At 74.9% G+C, this 24,380-nt stretch carries 19 protein-coding genes and 1 pseudogene; 11 read left to right on the top strand and 9 right to left on the bottom strand.

Annotation, left to right across the window (positions count from 1 at the left end; all coding sequences use genetic code 11):
- Positions 1-62 precede the first annotated feature (62 nt).
- From ACIQGZ_RS08880 to ACIQGZ_RS08870, 3 genes are all read left to right on the top strand, one after another.
- Positions 63-1,232 (top strand): exonuclease SbcCD subunit D, encoded by a 1,170-nt coding sequence (locus ACIQGZ_RS08880; RefSeq protein ID WP_402600292.1) that lies wholly within the window; start codon positions 63-65, stop codon positions 1,230-1,232.
- A complete protein-coding gene (locus ACIQGZ_RS08875; protein WP_402600290.1) occupies positions 1,229-4,231 on the top strand; it encodes an AAA family ATPase in 3,003 nt (1,000 codons plus the stop codon). Before ACIQGZ_RS08880 ends, ACIQGZ_RS08875 begins: the two co-directional genes overlap by 4 nt.
- A gap of 622 nt (positions 4,232-4,853) precedes the next feature.
- Positions 4,854-5,063 (top strand): hypothetical protein, encoded by a 210-nt coding sequence (locus tag ACIQGZ_RS08870; protein ID WP_402600288.1) that lies wholly within the window; start codon positions 4,854-4,856, stop codon positions 5,061-5,063.
- A gap of 281 nt (positions 5,064-5,344) precedes the next feature.
- On the opposite strand, the gene ACIQGZ_RS08865 is transcribed toward ACIQGZ_RS08870, so the two are convergent.
- The 6 genes from ACIQGZ_RS08865 to ACIQGZ_RS08840 all read right to left on the bottom strand — a co-directional run bounded on the left by ACIQGZ_RS08865 (position 5,345) and on the right by ACIQGZ_RS08840 (position 11,488).
- Positions 5,345-5,767, bottom strand: coding sequence for a secondary thiamine-phosphate synthase enzyme YjbQ (locus ACIQGZ_RS08865; RefSeq protein ID WP_402600286.1), 423 nt, complete (start codon positions 5,765-5,767; stop codon positions 5,345-5,347).
- 69 nt (positions 5,768-5,836) lie between these two features.
- Positions 5,837-6,307, bottom strand: a complete 471-nt coding sequence (locus ACIQGZ_RS08860) for a hypothetical protein (protein WP_402600284.1) — start codon at positions 6,305-6,307, stop codon at positions 5,837-5,839.
- 83 nt (positions 6,308-6,390) lie between these two features.
- Positions 6,391-7,929 carry an ATP-dependent DNA ligase gene (locus ACIQGZ_RS08855; RefSeq protein ID WP_402600282.1) on the bottom strand — a complete coding sequence of 513 codons (1,539 nt, stop codon included), beginning with the start codon at positions 7,927-7,929 and terminating at the stop codon, positions 6,391-6,393.
- A gap of 160 nt (positions 7,930-8,089) precedes the next feature.
- Positions 8,090-9,352 carry a glycogen synthase gene (glgA, locus tag ACIQGZ_RS08850; RefSeq protein ID WP_402600729.1) on the bottom strand — a complete coding sequence of 421 codons (1,263 nt, stop codon included), beginning with the start codon at positions 9,350-9,352 and terminating at the stop codon, positions 8,090-8,092.
- A gap of 32 nt (positions 9,353-9,384) precedes the next feature.
- Complete coding sequence (gene pgm / locus ACIQGZ_RS08845; protein WP_402600280.1) at positions 9,385-11,031, bottom strand: phosphoglucomutase (alpha-D-glucose-1,6-bisphosphate-dependent); 1,647 nt, start codon at positions 11,029-11,031, stop codon at positions 9,385-9,387.
- A 190-nt stretch (positions 11,032-11,221) separates the two neighbouring features.
- The gene (locus tag ACIQGZ_RS08840; RefSeq protein ID WP_402600278.1) at positions 11,222-11,488 is read right to left on the bottom strand and encodes a hypothetical protein; all 267 of its coding nucleotides are present in this window, start codon (positions 11,486-11,488) and stop codon (positions 11,222-11,224) included.
- Between the two features lie 708 nt (positions 11,489-12,196).
- Between ACIQGZ_RS08840 and ACIQGZ_RS08835 the strand changes: the two genes are divergently transcribed.
- Together ACIQGZ_RS08835 and ACIQGZ_RS08830 are read left to right on the top strand one after the other, a co-directional pair.
- Positions 12,197-13,939 (top strand): pyruvate dehydrogenase, encoded by a 1,743-nt coding sequence (locus ACIQGZ_RS08835; protein WP_402600276.1) that lies wholly within the window; start codon positions 12,197-12,199, stop codon positions 13,937-13,939.
- 100 nt (positions 13,940-14,039) lie between these two features.
- Positions 14,040-14,389: pseudogene (locus ACIQGZ_RS08830) on the top strand (transposase); the annotation flags it as partial.
- Positions 14,390-14,614: 225 nt separating this feature from the next.
- On the opposite strand, the gene ACIQGZ_RS08825 reads toward ACIQGZ_RS08830, so the two are convergent.
- On the bottom strand, positions 14,615-14,992 hold the full coding sequence (locus ACIQGZ_RS08825) for a nuclear transport factor 2 family protein (protein WP_402600274.1): 378 nt from the start codon (positions 14,990-14,992) through the stop codon (positions 14,615-14,617).
- Between the two features lie 483 nt (positions 14,993-15,475).
- Here ACIQGZ_RS08825 and ACIQGZ_RS08820 point away from each other — a divergent pair, with 483 nt between their 5' ends.
- The 3 genes from ACIQGZ_RS08820 (at position 15,476) to ACIQGZ_RS08810 (ending at position 18,692) form a co-directional block, all read left to right on the top strand.
- Positions 15,476-16,849, top strand: coding sequence for a bifunctional o-acetylhomoserine/o-acetylserine sulfhydrylase (locus tag ACIQGZ_RS08820; RefSeq protein WP_402600272.1), 1,374 nt, complete (start codon positions 15,476-15,478; stop codon positions 16,847-16,849).
- A 2-nt stretch (positions 16,850-16,851) separates the two neighbouring features.
- A complete protein-coding gene (locus ACIQGZ_RS08815) occupies positions 16,852-18,021 on the top strand; it encodes a homoserine O-acetyltransferase (protein WP_402600270.1) in 1,170 nt (389 codons plus the stop codon).
- 263 nt (positions 18,022-18,284) lie between these two features.
- On the top strand, positions 18,285-18,692 hold the full coding sequence (locus ACIQGZ_RS08810; protein ID WP_402600268.1) for a hypothetical protein: 408 nt from the start codon (positions 18,285-18,287) through the stop codon (positions 18,690-18,692).
- A gap of 92 nt (positions 18,693-18,784) precedes the next feature.
- Here the strand turns inward: ACIQGZ_RS08810 and ACIQGZ_RS08805 are convergent, their stop codons facing one another.
- Both ACIQGZ_RS08805 and ACIQGZ_RS08800 read right to left on the bottom strand, forming a co-directional pair.
- Positions 18,785-19,879: a lytic polysaccharide monooxygenase gene (locus tag ACIQGZ_RS08805; RefSeq protein ID WP_402600266.1), complete on the bottom strand. Its 1,095-nt coding sequence runs from the start codon at positions 19,877-19,879 to the stop codon at positions 18,785-18,787.
- A 485-nt stretch (positions 19,880-20,364) separates the two neighbouring features.
- Positions 20,365-21,060 carry a signal peptide protein gene (locus ACIQGZ_RS08800; protein WP_402600264.1) on the bottom strand — a complete coding sequence of 232 codons (696 nt, stop codon included), beginning with the start codon at positions 21,058-21,060 and terminating at the stop codon, positions 20,365-20,367.
- 315 nt (positions 21,061-21,375) lie between these two features.
- On the opposite strand from ACIQGZ_RS08800, the gene fdhA reads away from it, so the two are divergent.
- The 3 genes from fdhA to ACIQGZ_RS08785 all read left to right on the top strand — a co-directional run bounded on the left by fdhA (position 21,376) and on the right by ACIQGZ_RS08785 (position 24,319).
- Positions 21,376-22,599: a formaldehyde dehydrogenase, glutathione-independent gene (gene fdhA / locus ACIQGZ_RS08795; protein WP_402600262.1), complete on the top strand. Its 1,224-nt coding sequence runs from the start codon at positions 21,376-21,378 to the stop codon at positions 22,597-22,599.
- 182 nt (positions 22,600-22,781) lie between these two features.
- Complete coding sequence (locus ACIQGZ_RS08790; RefSeq protein WP_402600260.1) at positions 22,782-23,492, top strand: FadR/GntR family transcriptional regulator; 711 nt, start codon at positions 22,782-22,784, stop codon at positions 23,490-23,492.
- Positions 23,489-24,319: an ABC transporter ATP-binding protein gene (locus ACIQGZ_RS08785; RefSeq protein ID WP_402600258.1), complete on the top strand. Its 831-nt coding sequence runs from the start codon at positions 23,489-23,491 to the stop codon at positions 24,317-24,319. Before ACIQGZ_RS08790 ends, ACIQGZ_RS08785 begins: the two co-directional genes overlap by 4 nt.
- Positions 24,320-24,380 lie beyond the last annotated feature (61 nt).

The following is a 24,380-nucleotide window of genomic DNA, read 5'->3' as shown; positions in this document are numbered from 1 at the left end:
AGCGGTCAGAGGGCGGCTCCCGGCGAGAGGTGGCAGGCGTACATGAAGGGCGGGGCGGAGCGGTGAGACTTCTGCACACCTCGGACTGGCATCTCGGCCGGTCCTTCCACCGGGAGAGCCTGCTCGACGCCCAGCGGGCCTTCCTCGACCACCTGGTGGCCGTGGTGCGGTCCGAGCGGGTGGACGCGGTGCTGGTCGCGGGGGACGTGTACGACAGGGCGCTGCCGGGCCTGGACGCGGTGGCGCTCTTCGACGACGTACTGCACCGGCTGGCCGCCCTGGAGGTGCCGGCCGTGTTCATCAGCGGCAACCACGACTCGGCGCGCCGCCTGGGGGTGGCCGCCGGGCTGATCGGCCGGGCCGGCATCCATCTGCGGACCGACCCGGCGAACTGCGCCACCCCCGTGCTGCTGGCCGACCGGCACGGCCCGGTGGCGCTCTACGGCCTGCCGTACCTGGAGCCCGCGCTGGTCCGGGAGGGCCTGGGGCTGGAGCGCGGCGGGCACGCGGCGGTGCTGGGCGCCGCGATGGACCGGGTGCGCGCCGACCTGGCGGGCCGCCCGGCGGGCACCCGCTCGGTGGTGCTGGCGCACGCCTTCGTGACCGGCGGGCAGCCCTGCGACAGCGAGCGGGACATCACGGTCGGCGGCGTGGCCGGCGTGCCCGCGCCGGTCTTCGACGGGGTGGACTATGTGGCGCTGGGTCATCTGCACGGCTGCCAGACGCTGACGCCCAGGCTGCGCTACAGCGGCTCCCCGCTGGCGTACTCCTTCTCCGAGGCCCGGCAGCGCAAGAGCATGTGGCTGGTGGAGCTGGGCGCGGACGGCGCGGTGGCGGCCGAGCGGATCGCCTGCCCGGTGCCGCGCGAGCTGGCCTGCCTGCGCGGGTCGCTGAAGGAGCTGCTGACCCTTCCCGAGTACGACACCTACCGGGACTGCTGGGTGCAGGTGACCCTCACCGACCCGGGCCGCCCGGCCGAGCCCATGGAGCGGCTGCGGCGGCGCTTCCCGCACACCCTGCAACTGCTGTTCGACCCCGATGAGACACCCGGCGACGGCAAGCCGTCGTACGCGGCCCGGCTGCGCGGCCGCACCGATCTGGAGGTCGCCGAGGGGTTCGTCCGGCATGTCCGCCCCGGTGACGAGGTCGACCCGGCCGAGCGGGTCTGGCTGCGGGAGGCGTTCGAGGCGGTGCGGCAGAGCGCCGACCGCGCGCAGGAGGGGGCCCGATGAGACTGCACAGCCTGACCGTCACCGCCTTCGGGCCGTTCGCGGGCACCGAGCGGGTCGACTTCGACGCGCTCACCGCCTCCGGCCTCTTCCTGCTGCGCGGAGCCACCGGCGCGGGCAAGACCAGCGTGCTGGACGCGGTCTGCTTCGCGCTGTACGGGGCGGTGCCCGGCTCCCGGCAGGGCACCCGGCTGCGCAGCGACCACGCCGACCCGCAGCTGATGACCGAAGTCGTGCTGGACGTCACCCTCGGCGGCCGCCGTCTGGAGATCACCCGGCGGCCCGAGCAGCCGCGCCCCAAGAAGCGCGGCGAGGGCTTCACCACCGAGCGGGCGCAGACCCTGCTGCGCGAGTGGACCGCCGGCGACCCGCCGGGCTGGCGGGCGGCGAGCAAGTCGCACCAGGAGGTCGGGGAGGAGATCGGCCGGCTGCTGGGCATGAGCCGCGACCAGTTCTGCCAGGTGGTGCTGCTGCCGCAGGGCGACTTCGCCCGCTTCCTGCGCGCCGACGCCACCGAGCGCGCCGAACTGCTCGGCAGGCTCTTCGACACCCGCCGCTTCGGCCGGGTGGAGGACTGGCTGACCGAGCGGCGGCGGGCCGGCGAGGAGGGGCTGCGCTCGGCGCAGGACGGCCTGCGGCAGCTGGTCGCCCGGCTGGAGCAGGCCGCCGGGGCGGACGCGGAGCCCGCCGAGGCGTGGATTCCCGCCGACGACGCCGCCGGACTGGCGCGGTCCGCCCCGGCCTGGGCGGCGATCCTGCGCTGCGGCGCCGAGGAGCAGCGGGCGGTCGCCGCCGCGGCGCTGGACCGGGCCGAGCAGCAGCACCGGCTGCGGGCGGAGCAGGAGGCGGCCGCCCGGGAGCTGACCCGCCGCCAGGAGAGCCACACCCAGGCGCTGCGCCGGGCCGGGGAGCTGGCCAAGGCCGACACCGAGCGGGAGGCGCTGCGGCAGCGGCTGGCCGCCGCTCGGGCCGCCGATGTGGTGGCGGCGGCGCTGCGGCTGGAGCGTACGGCGGACGCGGCGTACCGCACGGCCGCCGAGCGGGAGCGGCGGGCCCGCGCCGGGCTGGGCGGCGAGGCGGCGGACGCGGTGGCCCAGCTGGTCGAGGCCGAGCAGCGGGCGCGGGCCGACCTGGTCCGGCTGGAGGCGGCCCGGGAGGACGAGCGGCGGCAGGCGGGCGCGGCGGCGGAGCTGCACCGGCTGGAGGCCGAGCGGCGGGCCGCCGAGGAGCTGGCCGAGGAGGCCGAGCGCTGGCTGGCCCGGCTGCCCGAGCAGCGGGCCGGGCTCGATCTGCTGCTGGCCGGTGCCCGGGAGGGCGCGGCGCGGGCCGAGCAGTTGGCCGCCCGGGAGCAGGAGGCCCGGCAGCGGCTGGCGGCGGCCCGGCAGCGGGACGCGCTGCGCGACCGGGCCCGGCGGGCGGCGCAGCTGGCGGCGGACGCCGGTACGGCGGCGGCCGACGCCCGCACGGGCTGGCTGGACCTGCGGGAGCGGCGGCTGGACGGGATGGCGGCCGAGCTGGCGGAGCGGCTGCGGGACGGCGATCCCTGCCCGGTCTGCGGCTCGGCGGGGCATCCGGCCCCGGCCCGGCCGTCCGGGGGCCGGGTCACCCGGGAGGACGAGCAGGTGGCCGAGGCGGCCTTCCGGCACGCCGAGACCGCCGAGCTGCGGGCCGCCGAGGCGCTGCGCTCGGTGCGCGAGGAGGCGGCGGGTGCCGCCGCCGTGGCCGGGGAGGAGCCGGTGGCGGCGCTGGCCGCCGGGCTGGCCGAGCTGGCGGCCGGCCTGGCCGACGCGCTGGCGGTGGCCGAGGGGCTGGTGGGCGCCGAGCAGGCGCTCGCCGCGCTGGATCGGCAGTGTACGGAGCAGGAGGACCAGCAGCGGCAGGCAACCGGCCGGGTGGCCGTGCTCACCGCGCGGCTGGAGGCGCTGACCGCCGAGCTCGGCCAGTTGGCGGCCCGGGTGGCCGCCGCCCGGGGTGACGCGCCGTCGGTGGCGGTGCGGGCGGCCGGGCTGACGGACCGGGCCGAGCGGCTGGCCGCCGCCGCCGGGGCGGCCCGGGAGGCCGAGGAGGCGGCGGCCCGGCTGAAGGACGCCCAGGCGGAGGTGTCGGCCGCCGCCGTGGCGGCCGGGTTCGCGGGCGCCGAGGAGGCTTCGGCGGCCCTGCTGGACGCCGAGGAGCGGGCGGCGGTCGAGGCGCGGCTGACCCGCTGGGACCGCGAGCACGCCGCCGTCCGGGCCCTGCTGGACGATCCCGATCTGGCGGCGGCCGCCGCGCTGCCCCCGGCCGATCCGGCGGCGGCGCGGGTGGCGCTGGAGGCCGCGACGGCCCGGCTGCGGACGGCGGCGGCGGCCGACGACGCGGCCCGCAGGCGCTGCGCGGAGCTGCGGCGGCTCGGCGGCGAGCTGGCGGAGCGGGCCGCCGGGCTGGCCCCGGCGCTGGCCGAGCAGGCCCGGATCAGCCGCCTGTCGTTCCTGGCGTCGGGCACCGGCGGCGGTAACCGGCTGCGGATGCGGCTGGAGTCGTATGTGCTGGCGGCCAGGCTGGAGCAGGTCGCGGCTGCGGCCAGCGGCCGGCTGGTCCGGATGTCGGGCGGCCGCTACACGCTGGTGCACAGCGCCGACCGGGCGGCGGGAACCAAGCGGTCCGGGCTCGGCCTGCGGGTGGTGGACGCATGGACGGGTACCGAGCGGGACACCGCGACCCTCTCCGGCGGCGAGAGCTTCTTCGCCTCGCTGGCGCTGGCGCTGGGCCTGGCCGACGTGGTGACGGACGAGGCCGGGGGCATGCCGCTGGACACCCTCTTCATCGACGAGGGCTTCGGCACGCTGGACGAGCAGGCGTTGGAGGAGGTGCTCGACGTACTGGACGGGCTGCGCGAGCGGGACCGGGCCGTCGGCATCGTCAGCCACGTCGCCGACCTGCGCCAGCGGGTGCCCGCCCAACTGCTCGTCCGCAAGGGCCGCACCGGCTCCACCCTCCACCTGACCGGCCCCGACGCCGCCTGAGCCGGGGCGCGGCTGCCGTCCGTGCCGGGGTCGTGCTGGGCGGCGGCCGACCTGGGGTGGTCGCCGTCCGGCACGGTCCAGCCCCCGGCACCCGGGCCCACGCACCCGCGTGCCGCCGTGGGCGGACACACCGTCGGCGGCCCACGCCGGAAGGCCGACCGCCCAACCAGCCGACGCCAGCGACCCGGCCCACCACCCCAACCACCACCACGGGCAGACACACCACCAACAGCCCACCCCAGACAACCGACCACCCAACCAACCCACGCCAACAACCCAGGCCCACCACCCCAACCACCACCACGGGCAGACACACCACCGGCAGCCCACCCCAAGCAACCGACCACCCAACGAGCCGACACCACGGACCGGGCCCCCAACCCCAACCACCACCACGGGCAAACACACCACCAGCAGCCCACCCCAAGCAACCGACCACCCGACGAGCCGACACCACGGACCGGGCCCCCAACCCCAACCACCGCCATGGGCAGACACACCACCAGCAGCCCACCCCAGACAACCGACCACCCAACGAGCCGACACCAGGGGCCGGGCCGGGGCTCTACGCTGGGAGTGGTCGTCCGGGTGGGCCGGAGGGCGAGAGCGAGGAGACCGGTCGATGGCGGACCTGACAGCGCACTGCTACACCGCACCGGCCTCGGACACGCCCGACCACCCCGGCCTGGCGCCCGCGCCCGAAGAGGCCGGGCCCCGGGCGGACTGCGTCCTGTGCGGCGAACCCACCGAGCACCCCGTCACCCAGCCCGGCGGCACCCTCTGCCCGGTCTGCACCTGGCAGCAGGCCCAACGCGCCGCCTGCTCCGGCTGACCGTCCCCGCCACCCGTACTTGGACCGACCCCGGCCCGGCAGCGAGCCCCACGCCGCCCGCCCCACACAGACGAGCCCCCACAAAGACGAGCCCGCACCGACCCCCGGCCCGGCAGCGAGCCCCACGCCGCCCGCTCCCCACCCCGCCCCACACAGACGCGCCCCCCGGCCCGGCAGCGAGCCCCACGCCGCCTCTGCCCCGCCCTTGCCCGCCGGGAAGCGGACCCCACGCCGCCCGCTCCCCGGCGGGCCGAGCCGCTGCCGCCGCCCCCGGGGGGCCGTCAGCCCAGGAAGGAGAGCCGGACGGTGCGGCGGGGGTTGTCGCGGTTGGTGTCGACCAGGACGACGGACTGCCAGGTGCCCAGGGCGAGTCGGCCGTCGACCACCGGCAGGGTGGCGTGCGGCGGGACCAGGGCCGGGAGGACGTGGTCGCGCCCATGGCCCCGGCTGCCGTGGTGGTGGCGCCAGCGGTCGTCGGCGGGCAGCAGGTCGCGCAGCGCGGCCAGCAGGTCGTCATCGCTGCCGGCGCCGGTCTCGATGACCGCGATCCCGGCGGTGGCGTGCGGCACGAAGACGTTCAGCAGGCCGTCGCGGCCCGCCGCCGCCTCCCCGAGGAAGGCGGCGCAGCGGTCGGTGATGTCCACCGCCGCCTCCTGGGAGCCGGTGGTGAGGTCGAAGGTGCGGGTGAGGAAGGTGTCGGCCATGGACCCATGGTGGCCCCTGCGGACCGGCCCGCGCAGGCGGCGCACGGAGTTCGGACGGTCCGGGTGCCCTCAGCCCGCCGGGAGCGGCCCGTCCCCGGGGCGGCCCGGGGTGCGCCGCCGCTCCCTCAGCTCCGCCTCGTACACATGCCGCCGCCCGCCGACCAGCACCTGACGGCCCTTCGCCTCCAGCGCCCGGAAGATCGCGTAGTACCCGTCGTCGAACTCCTCCACGATCTGGTACGTCCAGCGGCCCTCCAGGACGTCGCGGCCGATCAGCCGCTCGCGCAGCTCGATGGAGAGCTCGTCGTGGCCGAGCCGGTCCAGTGCGTCCGCGACCTCGTCCAGCAGGGCGTCGGCCCGCCCGACCAGCTGGTGGAAGTCGTACAGAGCCCCCCGGGCCCGCTCCAGCCGCTCCAGCGCCTCGGAGAACCGCCCGGCCGCCGTCACCGCCAGGTCCGGTGTGCCGTCCGGTCGGCTGTGCCCCGGGTCGTGCCCCTGGTCGTGCCCCGGGTCGGCGGGCCCGCTGCCCCGCTGCTCCATGCTGCCTCCTCGTCACGACGTGCTGCGCCCCGCCCCGGCAGCCGTACCCGCTGCGGTGCCGGGCGCCCGGCGCCGGCCGGGCTTTACAGCCCTTCGGCCGCCAGCTCCCGCACGGTGGCGAGGGTGTCGGCCTCCGCCGGGCCCTTGTCGTCGCGGTAGCGCAGCACCCGGGCGAAGCGCAGTGCCAGCCCCGCCGGGTAGCGGGGGCTGCGCTGGAGGCCGTCGAAGGCCACCTCGACCACCAGCTCCGGCCGGACGTGGACGGTGTACGCCGAGCGGTGCACCTCGCGGGCCAGCAGCTCCCGGGTCTGCCAGGCCAGCAGCTCGTCGGTGAGCCCCTTGAAGGTCTTGCCCAGCATCACCCACGGCTCCAGCCCCTCGGCCCGGCCGCCACCGGCCGCCAGGTGCAGATTGCTCAGCCACCCGCGCCGCCGCCCGTGCCCCCACTCGGCGGCCAGCACCACCAGGTCCAGGGTGTGCCGGGGCTTGACCTTGATCCACCCGGCGCCGCGCCGCCCCGCCGCGTACGGCGCCGCCGGGTCCTTGACCACCACGCCCTCGTGGCCGTGCGCCAGCGCGTCGCGGAAGAAGGCGTGCGCCCGGTCGGCGTCGCCGGTGACGGTGCGCGGCACCCGCAGCTCCGGTGGCAGGGTCTGGGCCAGGGCGTCCCAGCGGCGTTCGCCGGGCAGGTCGAGCAGGTCCTCGCCGTCGCGGTGCAGCAGGTCGAAGAAGAAGACGTGCAGCGGCACCTCGGCGCGCAGCCGCGCCGGGTCCTGCCGGGAGGCGGTACGGGCGGCGGTGACCTGGAACGGGCGGGGGCGGCCGTCGGGTCCGAGGGCCAGCGCCTCGCCGTCGAGTACGGCGCTGCGCAGCGGGAGGGCCCTGGCCGCCTCGACCACTTCGGGGACCCGGGCGGTGATGTCGTCCAGGCTGCGGGTGAAGACCGCGATGTCCGCGCCGTCCCGGTGCACCTGGACCCGGATGCCGTCCAGTTTCCATTCCAGCGCGGCGGGGCCGGTCCGCTCCAGCGCGGTGGACACGTCCGGCGCGGCGGCGGCCAGCATCGGTCGGACGGGTCGGCCGACCTCCAGGCCGAAGGCGCGCAGCGCCGGGGCGCCGCCGCTGAGCGCCGCCGCCGCGACGGCCCGCGCGGAGCCGCGGAACATCAGCGCGCGGCGCACCTCGGCCGCCGGCACGTCGGCGGCCCTGGCCACCGCGTCCGCCATCACGGCGTCGAGGGCGCCCTGCCGCAGCTCCCCGACCAGGACGGCACGCAGGAAGTCCTGCTCCTCGGCGGTGGCGCGGGCGAACAGCGCGCCCAGCAGCCGGCGCCGCTCCGCCTGGGCGCCGCTGCCGTGCACGGCGGCGATCCGGGCGAGTTCCCGTTCGGTCGGTGCCACCTCCAGCTGCGGCCGCCCGGCGGGGTCGGGCAGGTCGCGCAGTGCGGCCGGTCCGACGCCGATCCGCATCCGCCGGGACTCGCCGGAGAGCAGGGCGACGGCGGCGGGCAGTTCGGCGGGGTCCAGCTCGCGCAGCACCTCGGCGAGCAGGGCGGTCTTGGCGTTGCGGGCGGGTTCGGCGCCGACCGCGCGGGAGGTCAGGGCCAGTCGGTGCAGCAGCATGGGCGGCGGACTCCCTGGTCGGACGGGAAGGCTGGGCTGATCCCTACCCCGCCCGCCGGTCGGTCGACCCGCTGCCGGTTGGCCGGGGTGACGACGGCGCTCGGTGCGACGGCACGACGCCCGGTGCCGGAGGGTCCACCACGGATGGCCCGCTCCTCCCCTAGCGTCCGGTCATGTCCGTGGCGCCGAGCCCGCTGCGGCGGCGGGCCCCGGCACCGTTGTGGCGGCGCCGGGCGACCAGTTCCTCGTACAGTGCGACGGTCCGCCGGGCCAGCGGCTGCCAGTCGAACTCGGCCACCGCCCGCTCCCGTCCGGCGCGGCCCAGTCCGGCGGCGGTCTCCGGGGCGCCGACCAGGGTGTTGACGGCGGTGGCGAAGGCCGCCTCGAAGCCCGCCGGGTCCTGCTCCCGGTACGGGACGAGCAGGCCGGTACGGCCGTCCGCCACCACCTCGGGGATGCCGCCGACGGCGGAGGCGACCACGGCGGTGCCGCAGGCCATCGCCTCCAGGTTGACGATGCCCAGCGGCTCGTAGACCGACGGGCAGGCGAAGACGGTGGCGTGGCTGAGCAGCTGGACGACATCCGGGCGGGGCAGCATCTCGGGAATCCAGAAGACGCCCTCGCGGCGCTGCCGCAGCTCCGCGACCAGGCTGCGGAACTCCCGGTCGATCTCCTCGGTGTCCGGCGCGCCCGCGCAGAGCACCAGTTGCACGCCGGGGGCGAAGTCGCGGGCGGCGCGCAGCAGATGCGGTACGCCCTTCTGCCGGGTGATCCGGCCGACGAAGACCACGATCGGGCGGGCCGGGTCGATGCCGTGCCGCTCCAGGACGGCGGTGCCCGGGTCGGGCCGGTACAGCTCGGTGTCGATGCCGTTGTGGATGACGTGCACCCGGTCCGGGTCGACCGCCGGGTAGCAGCTCAGGACGTCCCGCCGCATGCCGTGCGAGACCGCGATCACCGCGTCGGCGGACTCGGCGGCGGTGCGCTCCGCCCAGCTGGAGACGGCGTAGCCGCCGCCGAGCTGCTCGGCCTTCCAGGGGCGCAGCGGTTCCAGTGAGTGGGCGGTCATCACATGCGGGATGTCGTAGAGCAGTTGGGCGAGGTGCCCGGCGAGGTGGGTGTACCAGGTGTGGGAGTGCACCAGGTCCTGCCCGGCGACGGCGTCGGCCATGGTGAGGTCGACGCCGAGGGTGCGCAGTACGGGGTTGGCCCCGGCCAGTTCGACCGGGACGGGGTGGCGGTGCACGGAGCCCCGGCCGTTGCGGTCGTGGTGGCAGACCGGTGTCGCCGGGGCGGCCGGCGCCCAGCAGTGCACCTGGAGGTCGATGAGCGGACGCAGTTCCCGGGCCAGGAACTCGGCGTGCACGCCTGCCCCGCCGTAGACGTCGGGCGGGTACTCGCGGGTGAGCAGGGCGACCCGCAGCCGCAGGGCCGCCGTGCTCCCCCCGGTGTCCATCAGCCCGCCCCGCCCAGAGCGGTGCCGACCAGGGCCCGCGCCTCGTCCTGCACCCGGGCCAGGTGGTCGGCGCCCTGGAAGCTCTCGGCGTAGATCTTGTACACGTCCTCGGTGCCGGACGGCCGGGCGGCGAACCAGGCGCTGTCGGTGCAGACCTTGAGGCCGCCGATCGCGGCGCCGTTGCCGGGGGCCTCGGTGAGCACGGCGGTGATCGGCTCGCCGGCCAGGGTGTCGGCGGTGACCTGGTCCGGGGAGAGCCTGGCCAGCACCGCCTTCTGCTCGCGGGTGGCGGGGGCGTCGACTCGGGCGTACGCGGGGGCGCCGAAGCGGCCGGTGAGGTCGGTGTAGTGCTGGGAGGGGGTGCGGCCGGTGACGGCGGTGATCTCGGCGGCCAGCAGGGCGAGCAGGATGCCGTCCTTGTCGGTGGTCCACACCCGCCCGTCGCGGCGCAGGAAGGACGCGCCTGCGGACTCCTCGCCGCCGAAGCCGAGGCTGCCGCCGTACAGCCCCTCGACGAACCACTTGAAGCCGACCGGGACCTCCACCAGCTGCCGCCCCAGGTCGGCGGCGACCCGGTCGATCATGGAGGAGGAGACCAGGGTCTTGCCGATGCCGACATCGGCGGGCCAGCCGTTCCGGTGCGTGTAGAGGTACCGGATGGCGACGGCCAGATAGTGGTTGGGGTTCATCAGCCCGCCGTCGGGGGTGACGATGCCGTGCCGGTCGGCGTCGGCGTCGTTGCCGGTGGCGATGGTGTAGGCGTCGCGCTGGGCGATCAGCGAGGCCATGGCGTACGGGGAGGAGCAGTCCATCCGGATCTTGCCGTCCCAGTCCAGCGTCATGAACCGCCAGGTGGGGTCGGCGGCCGGGTTGACCACCGTGAGGTCCAGCCGGTGCCGTTCGGCGATCCGGCCCCAGTAGCCGACCGAGGCGCCGCCCAGCGGGTCGGCGCCGATCCGCACTCCGGCGTCGCGGACCGCGTCCAGGTCCAGGACGGCGGGCAGGTCGTCCACGTACGCGGTGCGGAAGTCGTACCGGCCGGTGGTGTCGGCGGCCAGCGCGCGGGCGTACGGGATGCGGCGGACCTCGCCCAGGCCCTTGTCGATCAGGGCGTTGGCCCGGTCCTGGATCCACGAGGTGGCGTCCGACCCGGCGGGGCCGCCGTGCGGCGGGTTGTACTTGAAGCCGCCGTCGGCGGGCGGGTTGTGCGAGGGCGTGATCACGATGCCGTCGGCCAGGCCGTCGCCGCGGCCCCGGTTGTAGGTCAGGATCGCGTGCGAGACGGCCGGGGTCGGGGTGTAGCCGTCCTCGGAGTCGATCAGCACGGTGACGCCGTTGGCGGCCAGCACTTCGAGGGCGGTGACCCGGGCCGGCTCGGAGAGGGCATGGGTGTCGGCGCCGAGGAACAGCGGCCCGTCGGTGCCCTGGGCGGTGCGGTGGTCGCAGATGGCCTGGGTGGTGGCGGCGATGTGGTCCTCGTTGAAGGCGGTGGCCAGGGCGGAGCCCCGGTGCCCGGAGGTGCCGAAGGCCACCCGCTGGGTGGGCTCGCCCGGGTCGGGGTGCAGCGCGTAGTAGGCCGTCACCAGCCGCGCCACGTCCACCAGGTCTCCGGGCTGCGCCGGCTGCCCGGCCCGCTCGTGCGCCATCGCTTCTCCTTGTACTCATCGGGTGGGCGGATCGCGCCGTGATCCCTGCCCAGCTTGCGGTGGATCGACTCCTGGCCGGGCGGCCCGTGCCGCCCGGGACGGGGCCGGGCCCTCGGCCGCCGCTCCCGGGCACAGCGAAGGCCCGGTGGACCGTGTGGTCCACCGGGCCTTGACCGGCCGGCGGGAACGACTAGCTGCGGCCTCCGAAGAGGCTGCGCCGCAGCCGCCGGAGCGGTGCGAGCAACGAGACCCGGGCGCTGCGGCTCGGGGCTTCCGGTGTGCACACACCGCGCGGTGTGAGCTCCCTTATCAGGCCCGCGGCATCGGCGGAGTCCACCGCCGGCACAGCGGGCGCACCAAGCACCGCCAGGTGGCGGTCGATGCGCCGACCCGTGGTACCGACACCGCATTGGATGGCCGGCACGCGGGGCCTGCTGCGCACATGCATCTGTTCCATGAGACTTCCCACCCCTACGAGGCGCCAGGGCCGTGGGCGAAGACTACCCGTGCTTGGCGGTCGCCACGCAACCGTCCCTGTGATTTTCCACCGTATCGCGTGGCCACAACTCGCCCGGCGGCAGGGGCCGCTGGGCCGGGTGCCGCCGGGGAGTGCCTGCGGGCCGCCATTCGCCTACGCCCAGTGACAACACGTTCAGGAGGTGAACACACCGCAGGGATTGACGCAACGGAAACCTGAAAGCAATATATTCATGAGCGCTGCACAGGAAAGCTCGGGCCGCACACCGTTCGACTGGTGAAGCCACGAGCGAGCACTGTGACGATCAGCGCTCACCCAGGACTTCCGACACCGCTCCGAGTCGCTGTCCGGCCCTCTCGACGCTGCGGGGGCCTGGCTCCCGGCGGTGTGCGGACCGGCGGTCGGCCGTTGAGGGTCGGTCGGGCCGCCATGGACGGTCGCCGGTGTCGCACCCCGCACTGGTGCGGCACCGGCGGTCGTACGACCTCTCCCCTCGGGCCCGCTGCGTGCATCCACCGCAGCCGCCGCCCGTCCTGCGTATCGACCCGCCCTGTGTGCCGGCCGCCCTGTGTATCGACAGCCATCCGATCGGCCGCGCGCCGGGCGCCCCCGGTGGCGCCGCTCCCCCGCCCGTGCGGGGATGGTCGGGGTGCCATGCCCCGTCCCGTCCGCCGCCCGGAGGTCCCGATGGCCAAGCAGACCGTAGCCGAGCAGTTTGTCGAGGTTCTGGTCAGGGCCGGGGTGCAGCGGCTGTACGGCGTCGTCGGGGACAGCCTCAACCCGGTGGTGGACGCGATCCGCCGACACCGGGGCATCGACTGGGTCCAGGTCCGCCACGAGGAGGTGGCCGCCTTCGCCGCCGGGGCGGAGGCGCAGATCGGCGGCCGGCTGGGGGCCTGCGCCGGCTCCTGCGGGCCGGGCAACCTCCATCTGATCAACGGCCTGTACGACGCCCACCGCAGCATGGCCCCGGTGCTGGCGCTGGCCTCGCAGATCCCCAGCAGCGAGATCGGCACCGCGTACTTCCAGGAGACCCACCCCGACCAGTTGTTCCGCGAGTGCAGCCACTACTGCGAGCTGGTCTCCTCCGCCGGGCAGATGCCCCGGGTGCTCCAGACCGCCGTCCAGCACGCGGTGGGCCGCAGCGGTGTCGCGGTGATCGCGCTGCCCGGCGACGTGGCGGCCGAGCCGGCGCCGGAGCGGGCCAGTGAACACGCCCTGGTCACCCGCAGGCCGCTGGTCCGCCCGGGTGAAGCGGAGCTGGACGCGCTGACCCGGCTGGTGGACGCCGCCGGGAAGGTCACCCTGTTCTGCGGCAGCGGCACGGCCGGGGCGCACGCCGAGGTGATGGCCTTCGCGGAGCGGGTCAAGGCGCCGGTCGGCCATGCGCTGCGCGGCAAAGAATTCATCCAGTACGACAACCCTTACGACGTGGGGATGTCCGGCCTGCTCGGCTACGGCGCCGCGTACGAGGCGATGCACGAGTGCGATCTGCTGCTGCTGCTCGGCACCGACTTCCCGTACAACGCCTTCCTGCCCGACGACGTCCGGATCGCCCAGGTCGACGTGCGGGCCGAGCACCTGGGCCGCCGCTCCCGGCTGGACCTGGCGGTCTGGGGCGATGTGGGCGAGACGCTGCGCTGCCTCACCCCCCGGGTGAAGGAGAAGACCAGCCGGCGGTTCCTGGACGGGATGCTGAAGAAGCACGCCCAGGCGCTGGAGGGCGTGGTCAGCGCCTACACCCGCAAGGTGGACAAGCACGTCCCCATCCACCCGGAGTACGTGGCGGCGGTGCTGGACGAGGAGGCGGCGGACGACGCGGTGTTCACCGTGGACACGGGCATGTGCAACGTCTGGGCCGCCCGCTACCTCACCCCCAACGGCAAGCGCCGGGTGATCGGCTCCTTCACCCATGGCTCGATGGCCAATGCGCTGCCGCAGGCGATCGGCGCCCAGTTCCTGGACCGGCGACGGCAGGTGGTCTCGATGTCCGGCGACGGCGGCTTCACCATGCTGATGGGCGACTTCCTGACGCTGGTCCAGTACGACCTGCCGGTGAAGGTGGTCCTCTTCAACAACTCCTCGCTGGGCATGGTGGAGCTGGAGATGATGGTGGCCGGGCTGCCCGCCTTCGGCACCGGCAACCACAACCCCGACTTCGCGGCGGTCGCGGAGGCGTGCGGCGCCTTCGGGGTGCGGGTGGAGAAGCCCAAGCAGCTGCGCAGCGCGCTGCGGGCGGCGCTCAAGCACCGGGGGCCCGCGCTGGTGGACGTGGTGACCGACCCCAACGCGCTCTCCATCCCGCCGAAGATCACCGGCGAGCAGGTGAGCGGCTTCGCGCTGTCGATGGGGCGGATGGTGCTGGAGGGCGGGGTCGGCCGGATGGTCCAGCTGGCCCGCTCCAATCTGCGCAACGTCCCCCGGCCCTGACGCCCGGCCCGGCCCGGTGCTCTGACCGTGAAGGTTCGCCGGGTTGGTGGTCGCGACGGTTCGATGTGCGGTGACGTCCGATCCGATCGCTGGAGGCGCGGTGGCTGAGCCTGTCCGTGTGCGCAGGTTGACCGACCAGGAGGGGCAAAAACAGCAGCAGATCGTGCGTCGGGGCAGCACCGGTTCGGTGCGGTTCCGGCGCGCGATGATGCTGCTGGCCTCGGCCGGCGGGAACCGGGTCCCGGTGATCGCCCAGCTGGTCCAGGCCGACGAGGACACCGTGCGCGATGCGATCCACCGCTTCAACGGGATCGACCTGGCCTGCCTGGACCCTCAGTGGGCGGGAGGCCGTCCCCGCCTACTCAGTCGTGACGACGAGGACTTCGTCATCCGGACGGCCACCACTCGCCCCAGCAAGCCCGGCCACCCTTCACCCGCTGGTCGATCCGTGCAAACCCAGGCACTGCACCGCTACCTGCGCTGGCGCAACACCGACGCCCGCCACCCCGACGTACTCGCCGCCCAACGCAAGGAACGCGCCCGCATCCGCAGCGAAAAGGGCATCCGCTGGGGCGGACGTCCCCCTCGACACCGCAGCCTGACCAACTGCGAACCGCAGCCCCCCGAGCGCCGAAGGGGGCAAGTTCAGGAGAAGGACAGCGACAGAAGGATGACTCAGGAGGCGGATGGCTCGATCTCCCCCGCAAAGACGATGACCTGGTCGATGAGGCTCCGCCGCAGATGGACGACGTCCGTTCCCGCCAGGCGGGGGCCTCCATCCGGCGTGGTGAAAACCCACTGGTACCGGGCCCACTCGTCAGGCATGTCCACCTCTGAGCAGCGCACCATCGTGCCGGTCCCCGCCGGGTGGCGCCGGATGTCCAGCACGAACCGCTCGACCGCCGCGATTCCTTCGCTGCGGCCCAACGGCCCCCAGAAGACCACGTCTGAGGTCAGGGCCTGGGCGAGGAGGGCAGTCACATAGCTGTCGTCCGAGGCGTTGAACGCGGAGATGAACGTGTCGATCGCGGAGCGTGCGGTCTCTTCCTGCATGTTCCAGTAATACCAGCCGTTTCGCGTGCGCCCGTCCCGCGAGCCGCCTTCCGATCACGGTGAACCATCCCGGTCACAGCACTAGCCGACAACCCACCGACTCCGCAAGGGTGCTGGCGCCGCCCCCGGCTCGGCGCTAGGGTCTTCGCCATGACCGTGCTTGTGATTCGCCGCCACGTGGACTACGTGCGCGTCACCAGCACCGGCTGTCGCCGCCAGGGCTGATCCCGCGCGCCGCATCCGGTCGGATGCCGCCTGCCCGATCCCCGGCCCAGCCCCCGCCCGCCGCGCAGCGGCCGACCCGGCCCACCCGACGCCTGTCACCGGTACGCCGCCGCCGCTGCCCGCCGCCCCACCTCGCCCACCCGGCCCACCCGGGCACCGCTGCGGCCCGTCCGCGAGCACCGCCCGGCCGGACCGCCGGGCACCCGCCCCACCCGTCCCGGGGGACCGCCGCGTCCCCACGCACCGCTGGAGCCGTCCATGAGCGCTTCCGTCGACCCCGCAGCCGCCGAACTCGACCTGGCCGTCGCCGCCGCCGAGGCCACCACCGCCGAGACCGCCGCCGCCTGGTCCTTCGAGACCAAGCAGGTGCACGCCGGCGCCGTCCCCGACCCGGCGACCGGTGCCCGCGCGGTGCCGATCTACCAGACCACCTCGTTCGTCTTCCGCGACACCAAGCACGCCGCCGACCTCTTCGCCCTCGCCGAGGAGGGCAATATCTACACCCGTATCCACAACCCCACCCAGGATGTGCTGGAGCAGCGCATCGCGGCCCTGGAGGGCGGGGTGGCGGCGGTGGCGACCTCCTCGGGGCAGGCCGCCGAGACGCTGGCGATCCTCACCCTGGCCGGCGCGGGCGACCACATCGTCTCCAGCAGCTCGCTGTACGGCGGCACCTACAACCTGCTGCGGCACACGCTCCCCCGGTTCGGCATCGAGGTGAGCTTCGTGGACGACCCGGACGACCTGGACGCCTGGCGCGCCGCGATCCGGCCGAACACCAAGGCGCTGTTCGCGGAGACGCTGGGCAACCCGCGCGGCAATGTGCTGGACATCCGGGCGGTGGCCGACACCGCGCACGCGGCGGGCGTGCCGCTGATCGTCGACAACACCGTGCCCACCCCCTACCTGCTGCGGCCGATCGAGCACGGCGCGGACGTCGTGGTGCACTCCGCGACCAAGTTCCTGGGCGGCCACGGCACCGCCATCGCGGGCGTGGTGGTGGACGGCGGCACCTTCGACTACGGCGCGCACGCCGAGCGGTTCCCGGACTTCAACGAGCCCGACCCCTCGTACCACGGGCTGCGCTACTGGCCGGACCTGGGCGCGGCGGCCTTCGCGGTGAAGCTGCGGGTGCAGCTGCTGCGCGACCTGGGGCCGGCCATCGCGCCGTTCAACTCCTTCCTGATCATCCAGGGGCTGGAGACGCTGTCGCTGCGGCTGGAGCGGCACTCCGCCAACGCGCAGGCCATCGCGGAGTGGCTGGAGGGCCGCGACGAGGTCAGCGCGGTGCACTACCCGGGGCTGCCGTCCAACCGCTGGTACCCGGCCGCGCAGCGCTATCTGCCGCGCGGCGCCGGCGCGGTGCTCGCCTTCGAGCTGCGCGGCGGCGTGGAGGCGGGCAAGCGGTTCGTGGACGCGGTGGAGCTGTTCAGCCACCTGGCCAACATCGGTGACGTACGCAGTCTGATCATCCACCCGGCCTCCACCACCCACAGCCAGCTGGACGAGGCCGAGCTGGCGGCCACCGGCGCCTCCCCCGGCCTGGTGCGGCTCTCGGTGGGCATCGAGAACCTGACCGACCTCAAGGCCGACCTGGAGGCCGGATTCCGCGCGATCAAGGGGACGGCCTGACCGTGTACGCCCGACCGGTCCCCCAGCCGCGCCCGGTGGCGGGCGGCGGCCCGCCGCCCGCCACCGGCGCCTGGCAGGACGGCGACCCGGTCGGGCGTCGGCAGTGGGCGGTCCTCCCCCGGCCGCTGCCGCTGGAGGCGGGCGGGGAGCTGCCGGGCGTCCGGATCGCGTACGAGACCTGGGGGCGGCGCGCGCCCGACGGCTCCAACACGGTGCTGGTGCTGCACGCCCTGACGGCGGACAGCCATGTCAGCGGCGCCGCCGGGCCCGGCCACCCCACCGCCGGCTGGTGGGACGGGCTGGTCGGGCCGGGCCGCGCGGTGGACACCGACCGCTGGTTCGTGGTGGCGCCCAATGTGCTGGGCGGCTGCCAGGGCAGCACCGGGCCGGCCTCGCGGCGGCCGGACGGCAGGCGGTGGGGCGGCGCGTTCCCGTACCTGACGGTGCGTGACCAGGTGGCGGCGGAGGTGGCGCTCGCGGATCTGCTGGGCATCGACCGCTGGGCGCTGGTGCTGGGCGGCTCGATGGGCGGCATGCGGGCGCTGGAGTGGGCGGTGGGCCACCCGGAGCGGGTCGGGGCGCTGCTGCTCACCTCCTGCCCGGCCGCCTCCGGGGCGGAGCAGCTCGGCTGGGCGCACGCCCAGCTGGCCGCGATCCGCGCCGACCCGCAGTGGCGCGGCGGCGACTACCACGACGCCGGGCCGGGCGGCGGGCCGCACGCCGGGCTGGGCGTCGCCCGGCGGATCGCCCACCTCACGTACCGCACGCCGGACGAGCTGGCGGCCCGGTTCGGGCGGGCAGCGCAGCGCGGCGAGGACCCGGCGCGCGGCGGCCGGTACGCGGTCGGCTCCTACCTGGACCACCATGCGGCCAAGCTCGCCCGGCGGTTCGACGCGGGCAGCTATGTGGTGCTCACCGAGGCGATGAACAGCCATGACGTGGGGCGCGGCCGGGGCGGTACGGCGGCGGCGCTGCGCCGGATCACCATGCCGACGGTGGTGGCCGGGGTGGACTCCGACCGGCTGTACCCGCTGGACGAGCAGCGGCGGCTGGCGGCGGGCATCCCGGGCGCCGACCGGCTGCGGGTGGTCGAGTCGCCCTACGGGCATGACGCGTTCCTGCTGGAGCTGGCGCAACTGGAGCCGTTGGTGGCGGAGTTGGCCGCCGGTTGAGCGGGGGTCGGGTGGCGCGTGGGGCCGTACGGAAGGCGCCTCCAGAGTCAAGTGAAAAGGGGGTGAGATTTCCCTTTTGACCCGATTCATGGAGGTGTAGGCTCGCAACTCGTGGGAGGTTCTCAAGCGCGCGCGTGAAGCGCGATCGGGGCGAAGAACCCGGCGCTGCCACCCACTGAAGGTTCGGCCCCTCCGGCCTGGCCGGAGTCCGGAATCCCGGGCAGGGCCGACGATTCCGAGTCAGCGTTAGAAGGTGTGGATTCATGTCCACCAACCGCTTCGTGCGAGCCGCAGCCGTGGGCGCCAGCGGCATCATGCTGATGGGCGGTGCCGCCCTGGCCACCGCCGGTGCGGCCTCGGCCGAGCCCGCGCACCCGACGACCAGCACCTCCGCGCAGCACTGGGGGCCCGGCGACCGCTTCGGTGACGGGCACGGCCGCTTCGGGGACGGACACGGCCGCTTCGGCTACGGGTTCGGTGACGGACACGGCCGGTACGGCAACGGCTATGGGTTCGGCGACGGGCACGGCCGCTATGGCAACGGCTACGGCGACGGACACGGCCGCTTCGGTGACAACCACTTCAACGACGGGTTCGCGGTGAGCGGCCACGGACACGGCGGCCATGGACACGGTGGCCACCACCACGGACACCACCACCACTACCGCTAGTCGAGCAGCACATCACGACCGGTCAGTGGTAAAGAAAAAGGGTGCCCGGGGCATATGCCCCGGGCACCCACTCAGGTCCGGCTCCGGTCAGGTCAGCCGCACGCGAGGTTGGTGAAGGCACCCGGCGCGCCGGTGCCGGTGCTGTTGGCCAGGAAGCCCGCGGTGGCCGTGGCACCCGGGGCGAGCGACTTGGCCCAGTCCGGGGCGTGGACCATGGCCGTGGTGCCGCTGGTCATGAAGTTGCCGCTCCACCCCTGGTTGAAGGTGGTGCCCGCAGGCATCGTCCAGCTGCCGTACCAGTCGTTCATCACCGATGTGCCGGTGTTCTTGACCGTGACGGTGGCCTGGAAGCCGCCCTGCCAGCTGCTGTCGACCGACACCGTGGTGGTGCAGTGGGTCGCCCCCGGCGGAGGCGTGGTCGGCGGCGTGGTTGGCGGCGTCGTGGGCGGGGTGGTGGGAGGCGTCGTCGGCGGAGTGGTGGGCGGGTTGGTCGGCGGGGTGGTGGTGCCACCGCCACCGCCGCTGAAGACCACGTCGGAGCAGCCGTAGAAGGTCTCGGTGCTGTCCGAGCGGTACCAGACCGCGTAGATGAGCTGGCGGCCGGTCCTGGCGGGCAGGGTGCCGCTCAGGTGGTAGGCGCCGTCGACCACGGCGGGCTCGGGATCGGCGGTGAGGAAGGGCTGGTCCTCGAGGTCGTTCCAGGTGAGCGGCTTGGTCGGGTCATAGCTCTGCTTGGTGATGTACAGCTTGAAGCCGCCGGGGTGCGGGACCCAGGCGCCGTACGACATGTCGATCTTCGCGCCGGACTGCACATTGGTGGCCGGCCAGTCGTTGCGGGCCGCGTCGTACGCCGCGTACTTGTCGAAGCCGCCGCTGCACAGCTGGCCGTCCGGGATGAAGCCCCGGGTGCGCCCGGCGCCGTCGGAGCGCAGCACGCCGTACCAGTCGTACAGCGGCTGGGTGCCGCCCGCCGCCACGGCGGCGGCACAGGCCGGGTTCTTCGGGATGATCTGGCCGCCGTTGCCGCCGTTGGTGCCGTCGACGTAACAGGCGTAGGTGCGGCTCGCCGGAGCGGTGAGCGCCCCGTGGGCCGAGGCGCCCTGCGGCGCGACCAGGGCGGTGACGGCGGCGGCCAGGGCTGCGAGCGCAGTCCCGATCGCCAGCCGCTTGCGGTGGAGCAGGGGCATGGTGGTGGTTCTCCTTCCTCGCCCCCGGCGGGGTCGTGCGGCCTGGACCCCTGCGGGGTGGGCGGGTCCGCGACCCCTGCGGGGTGGGTGGGGCAGGGACGGGGTTCGCCGGACCGCGCGCGAACGTGCGGAAGCGCTCCGGGGCGGTGGGCCCGGAGCGGGGCGGCCCGTACCGGTGGGTGGGTGCAGTGGACGGCGACCGGTCCCGCTCCGTCGACGGCGAGGGGGCGGCGGCGCTCCGGCGGGCGACATCATCAGACGTGGGAGCGCTCCCAGATCGCAAGGCCGATGGTCGCCCGGACCGGCGTACATGTCAACCCTTGCGGCATCGCTGCGCCGATCGAAAGTCGGTCGGCCGGCCGGGGCAAGCCGAGGCCCCCGCCGTCGGACCCGGGTGGGTTCCGGCGGCGGGGGCCCTGGCGCCCGATCGGGCTGCGGCGGTCAGGCTGCGACAGCCCGGCTCCGGCGGTTCAGGTTCCGGCGGTTCAGGCTCCGGCGGCGAAGAGCACGATCCGGGGCTGGAGCACGGCGTGCTCGGCGGCGGCCGAACCCGCCCGGTCGACCGTCAGCCGGTAGCGGACGTCCAGGTCGGCGCCGCCCGCCAGCCGGCTGCCCGAGCTGGGGATGGCGGTGTACAGGGTGCCGGTCTGGGAGCCGAGCGGCACGGCGGTCCAGTGCTGGGCCGCCTGGTCGAACCGCTCCAGCGTGACATCGCCCGGCGCGAGGTAGGGCCCGGCCTCCGGGGACTCGACCAGGATCTGCGGGGCGACCGTACGGGGCGTGGACCCGGTGTTGCGGTAGTGCACCGTGAACTCGTGGGCCGCGCCGTCGCCCGCCAGCGGCCGGGTCGGCAGGTCGACGAACCCGGACGGGACGGCGGGCGCCGCCGCTCCGGTCTCCGCCACGGGCGCGACGGAGGTCACGGGCGCGTCGGCGGAACCGGGAGCCCCGGCGGAACCGGAGGTCACGCCGGAACCGGAGGTCACGCCGGAACCGGGGATGGCAGGGGAACCGGGTGCCGCGCCAGCGCCGGGGGCGGCGGGTCCGGCGGCAGCGGACACGGCTGCGGGCGCGGGGTCGGAGGACGCTGCCGAGGCCCCGGCGGCGGTGTGGGTCGCGAAGACGGCGGTGGCGGCCACGAGGATCGAGGTCGCCACGGTCGCAGCCGTGCGCTTGGTCAAGCGGGGCACAGTGCCTCCCTGTCTGGCGGGTGCGGATGACTCGGTCACCTCTGCGGACCCGGGTGGCATTCCCGCCTTGTCGGATATGACACCTCCAGTCCGGAAAAAGTACGTACCGTGACACGCCGATAGCCCTCCGCCGACTCCGCCGACTCCGTGGCGGAGACCGGCGCGGCGGCGGATCGGCCGGGGTCCGGCGGCGCATCCGAGGGGGTCCGGCGGCGCATCCGCAGGGGTCCGGCGGCGCATCCGAGGGGGAAGGAGCACCCTGGAAGACGGGGGCACCGAGTCATCGACGAGCAGTGGAGGTCGACGATGCCGGGCAACAAGGCCGTCGTGTACAAGGGAGCGGGCCAGGTCGACGTGGAGAGCATCGACTACCCCGACTTCGTGATCAAGGACGGGCCGGGCGTCAACCCGGCCAACGTGGGGCGCCAGTGCCACCACGGCGTGATCGTCAAATGCGTGGCCACCAACATCTGCGGCAGCGACCAGCACATGGTGCGCGGCCGGACCACCGCGCCGGTCGGCCTGGTCCTGGGCCACGAGATCACCGGCGAGGTGGTGGAGACCGGCCGGGACGTGGAGTTCGTCAAGGTGGGCGACCTGGTCTCGGTGCCGTTCAACATCGCCTGCGGCCGCTGCCGCAACTGCAAGGCGGGCAAGACCGGCATCTGCCTGAACGTCAACCCGGGGCTGGCCGGTTCCGCCTACGGCTATGTCGACATGGGCGGCTGGGTCGGCGGCCAGGCCGAATACGTGCTGGTGCCGTACGCCGACTGGAACGTACTGGTCTTCCCCGACCGCGAGCAGGCGCTGGCCAAGATCCGCGACCTGACCATGCTGTCGGACATCTTCCCGACCGGCTTCCACGGCTGCGTCACGGCGGGCGTCGGGGTCGGCTCCACCGTCTACATCGCCGGCGCGGGCCCGGTGGGACTGGCCGCAGCCGCCGGGGCGCGGCTGCTCGGCGCCGCCGTGGTGATCGTCGGGGACCTCAACGGGGAGCGGCTGGCGCAGGCCCGCAGCTTCGGCTGCGAGACGGCCGACCTGACCAAGGCGGGGCCCAAGGAGCAGATCGAGCAGATCCTCGGCGTGCCCGAGGTGGACTGCGCGGTCGACGCGGTCGGCTTCGAGGCGCACGGCCATGGCGCCGAGGCCGGGGCGGAGCGGCCGGCGACGGTGCTGAACACCGCCATGGACGTCACCGCCGCCGGTGGTGCGATCGGCATCCCGGGGCTGTATGTGACCGGCGACCCGGGGGCGTCCGACAAGGCGGCCCAGGAGGGCTCGCTGTCGATCCGGATCGGCCTGGGCTGGGCGAAGTCGCTGTCGTTCGCCACCGGGCAGTGCCCGGTGATGCGGTACCACCGCCAGCTGATGCAGGCGATCCTGCACGACCGGGTGCGGATCGCGGACGCGGTCGACGCCACGGTGCTGCCGCTGGACGAGGCGCCGCGCGGCTACCGGGAGTTCGACGCCGGGGCGGCCCGCAAGTTCGTGCTCGACCCGCACGGGATGGTTCCCGCCGCGGCCTGACCGGCCGTTCTGAACGGCCGGGTCTGACCGGCCGATCCTCACCGGCCGGGCCCGGGGCCGCTCGCCCTCAGTGGGTGGGCGGCCCCGGGTTGCGTTCCGGATGGTGGGACAAGTCCTCAGACGTCTGAGGAGTCATGCTACGGTCCGTGCCGTCGAGGGAGCCGGAGAGCGGAGGGCGCCGGATGGCCGGATCAACCGGGCTGCGGCACGGACCGGTGGTGCCGCAGGTCGAGCACGCGCTGCGCGAGATGCTCCGCGCCGGGCGCTGGCGCGGCGGCGAGCGGCTGCCCAACGAGGTACAGCTCGCGGCCGAGCTGGGCGTGGGCCGCTCCTCGGTGCGCGAGGCCGTCCGGCTGCTGGCGCACGACGGGCTGCTGGACGTACGCCACGGCTCGGGCACCTACGCCGCCGACGCACCGGCCGCACGCCCGGCCGACGACGACGCGGGCCTGCGGCGGCTGCTGCGCCGCGCCCGGCTGCTGGAGGTCTACGAGGTCCGCCGGGCGCTGGAGGTCGAGGCCGCCCGGCTGGCCGCGCAGCGGGTGCGGGCCGAGGACGTCGCGAGGCTGGCCGCCCTGCTGCGGGGCCGCCAGCAGCGGGTCGGCGGTGAGCCGGCCGCCTTCGTGGCGGCCGACCTGGAGTTCCACCGCGCGGTGGTGGAGCTGTCCGGCAACGCCGTACTGCTGGCGCTGTTCACCTCGGTCCAGCCGGTGCTGCACGAGGCGCTGACCCAGATGATCACGTACGAGACCCGGCTGCCCGACCTGTCGTGCGCCCACGCCGACCTGCTGGCCGCGCTGGCCGACCGGGACGTGGACGCGGCGGTCGCCGCCGCCGTACGGAACCTCGACACGACCATGCAACACATCCGCTCGGAGGTGGCCGACCAGTGACCAGCAACCCGCTCCCCCCGGACGCGCCCGTACTGCGGGTGGCCGACGCCGGACTCGTCCGCGACGGCAACCCGCTGCTGGACGCGATCTCGCTGACCGTCCGGCAGGGCGAGCACTGGGCGCTGCTCGGCGCCAACGGCGCCGGCAAGAGCACCCTGCTCAGCCTGCTGGGCGCGCTCAACCACCCCACGCACGGCACCGTGGAGATCCTGGGGCAGCGGCTCGGCCGGGTCGACCTGCGCGAACTGCGCACCCAGGTCGGCCATGTGAACCCGCGCCACCCGCTGCGCTCACCGCTGCGGGTCCGCGACGTGGTCCTGACCGGGCTGACCAACAGCATCGAGCCGGTACCCCGCTGGGCGCCCACCGCCGAGCAGCGGGCGCAGGCCGACCGGCTGATCGGCATGCTGGGCATGGGCACCCGGAGCGAGGCCCGCTGGCCGACGCTCTCCCAGGGCGAGCGCGGCCGGGCGCTGATCGCCAGGGCGTTGATGCCCCAGCCGCGCCTGCTGCTGCTGGACGAGCCCGCCACCGGCCTGGACCTGCCCGCCCGCGAACAGCTGCTCGACAGCCTCGACCTGCTGCGCCTGGAACACCCGCAGCTGGCCACCGTCCTGGTGACCCACCACCTGGAGGAGCTGCCGGCCAGCACCACCCACGCCCTGCTGCTGCGCGCCGGCCGCTGCCTGGCCTCGGGCCCGGTCGACTCCGTACTGACCAGCGACGGCATCAGCGCCTGCTTCGACCACCCGGTCCGCCTCGAACGCACCGACGGCCGCTGGCACGTCCGCTCCGGCCGCCCCCGAGCCGCCCTGGAACCCCGCTGACGGTCCGCCCCTACCGCAGCGGGGTGGCCGCCGTACGGCTCGGAGCCGCCCGGTACGCGAG

The organism is Streptomyces sp. NPDC092296, from assembly GCF_044755465.1.
GTDB lineage: Bacteria > Actinomycetota > Actinomycetes > Streptomycetales > Streptomycetaceae > Peterkaempfera.
The sequence above is the reverse complement of the archived record's forward strand: the minus strand, read 5'-3'. Positions and strand labels throughout refer to the sequence as shown.

Coding starts and splice junctions, on each gene's coding strand:
- ACIQGZ_RS08860 (WP_402600284.1), bottom strand. CDS start 6,307: ATGGAGCAGCGGGGCAGCGGGCCCGCCGACCCGGGGCACGACCAGGGG.
- pgm (WP_402600280.1), bottom strand. CDS start 11,031: ATGGCGCACGAGCGGGCCGGGCAGCCGGCGCAGCCCGGAGACCTGGTG.
- fdhA (WP_402600262.1), top strand. CDS start 21,376: ATGCCGGGCAACAAGGCCGTCGTGTACAAGGGAGCGGGCCAGGTCGAC.
- ACIQGZ_RS08790 (WP_402600260.1), top strand. CDS start 22,782: ATGGCCGGATCAACCGGGCTGCGGCACGGACCGGTGGTGCCGCAGGTC.
- ACIQGZ_RS08835 (WP_402600276.1), top strand. CDS start 12,197: ATGGCCAAGCAGACCGTAGCCGAGCAGTTTGTCGAGGTTCTGGTCAGG.
- ACIQGZ_RS08820 (WP_402600272.1), top strand. CDS start 15,476: ATGAGCGCTTCCGTCGACCCCGCAGCCGCCGAACTCGACCTGGCCGTC.
- ACIQGZ_RS08855 (WP_402600282.1), bottom strand. CDS start 7,929: ATGCTGCTGCACCGACTGGCCCTGACCTCCCGCGCGGTCGGCGCCGAA.
- ACIQGZ_RS08805 (WP_402600266.1), bottom strand. CDS start 19,879: ATGCCCCTGCTCCACCGCAAGCGGCTGGCGATCGGGACTGCGCTCGCA.
- ACIQGZ_RS08870 (WP_402600288.1), top strand. CDS start 4,854: ATGGCGGACCTGACAGCGCACTGCTACACCGCACCGGCCTCGGACACG.
- ACIQGZ_RS08840 (WP_402600278.1), bottom strand. CDS start 11,488: ATGGAACAGATGCATGTGCGCAGCAGGCCCCGCGTGCCGGCCATCCAA.
- ACIQGZ_RS08810 (WP_402600268.1), top strand. CDS start 18,285: ATGTCCACCAACCGCTTCGTGCGAGCCGCAGCCGTGGGCGCCAGCGGC.
- ACIQGZ_RS08875 (WP_402600290.1), top strand. CDS start 1,229: ATGAGACTGCACAGCCTGACCGTCACCGCCTTCGGGCCGTTCGCGGGC.
- ACIQGZ_RS08865 (WP_402600286.1), bottom strand. CDS start 5,767: ATGGCCGACACCTTCCTCACCCGCACCTTCGACCTCACCACCGGCTCC.
- ACIQGZ_RS08825 (WP_402600274.1), bottom strand. CDS start 14,992: ATGCAGGAAGAGACCGCACGCTCCGCGATCGACACGTTCATCTCCGCG.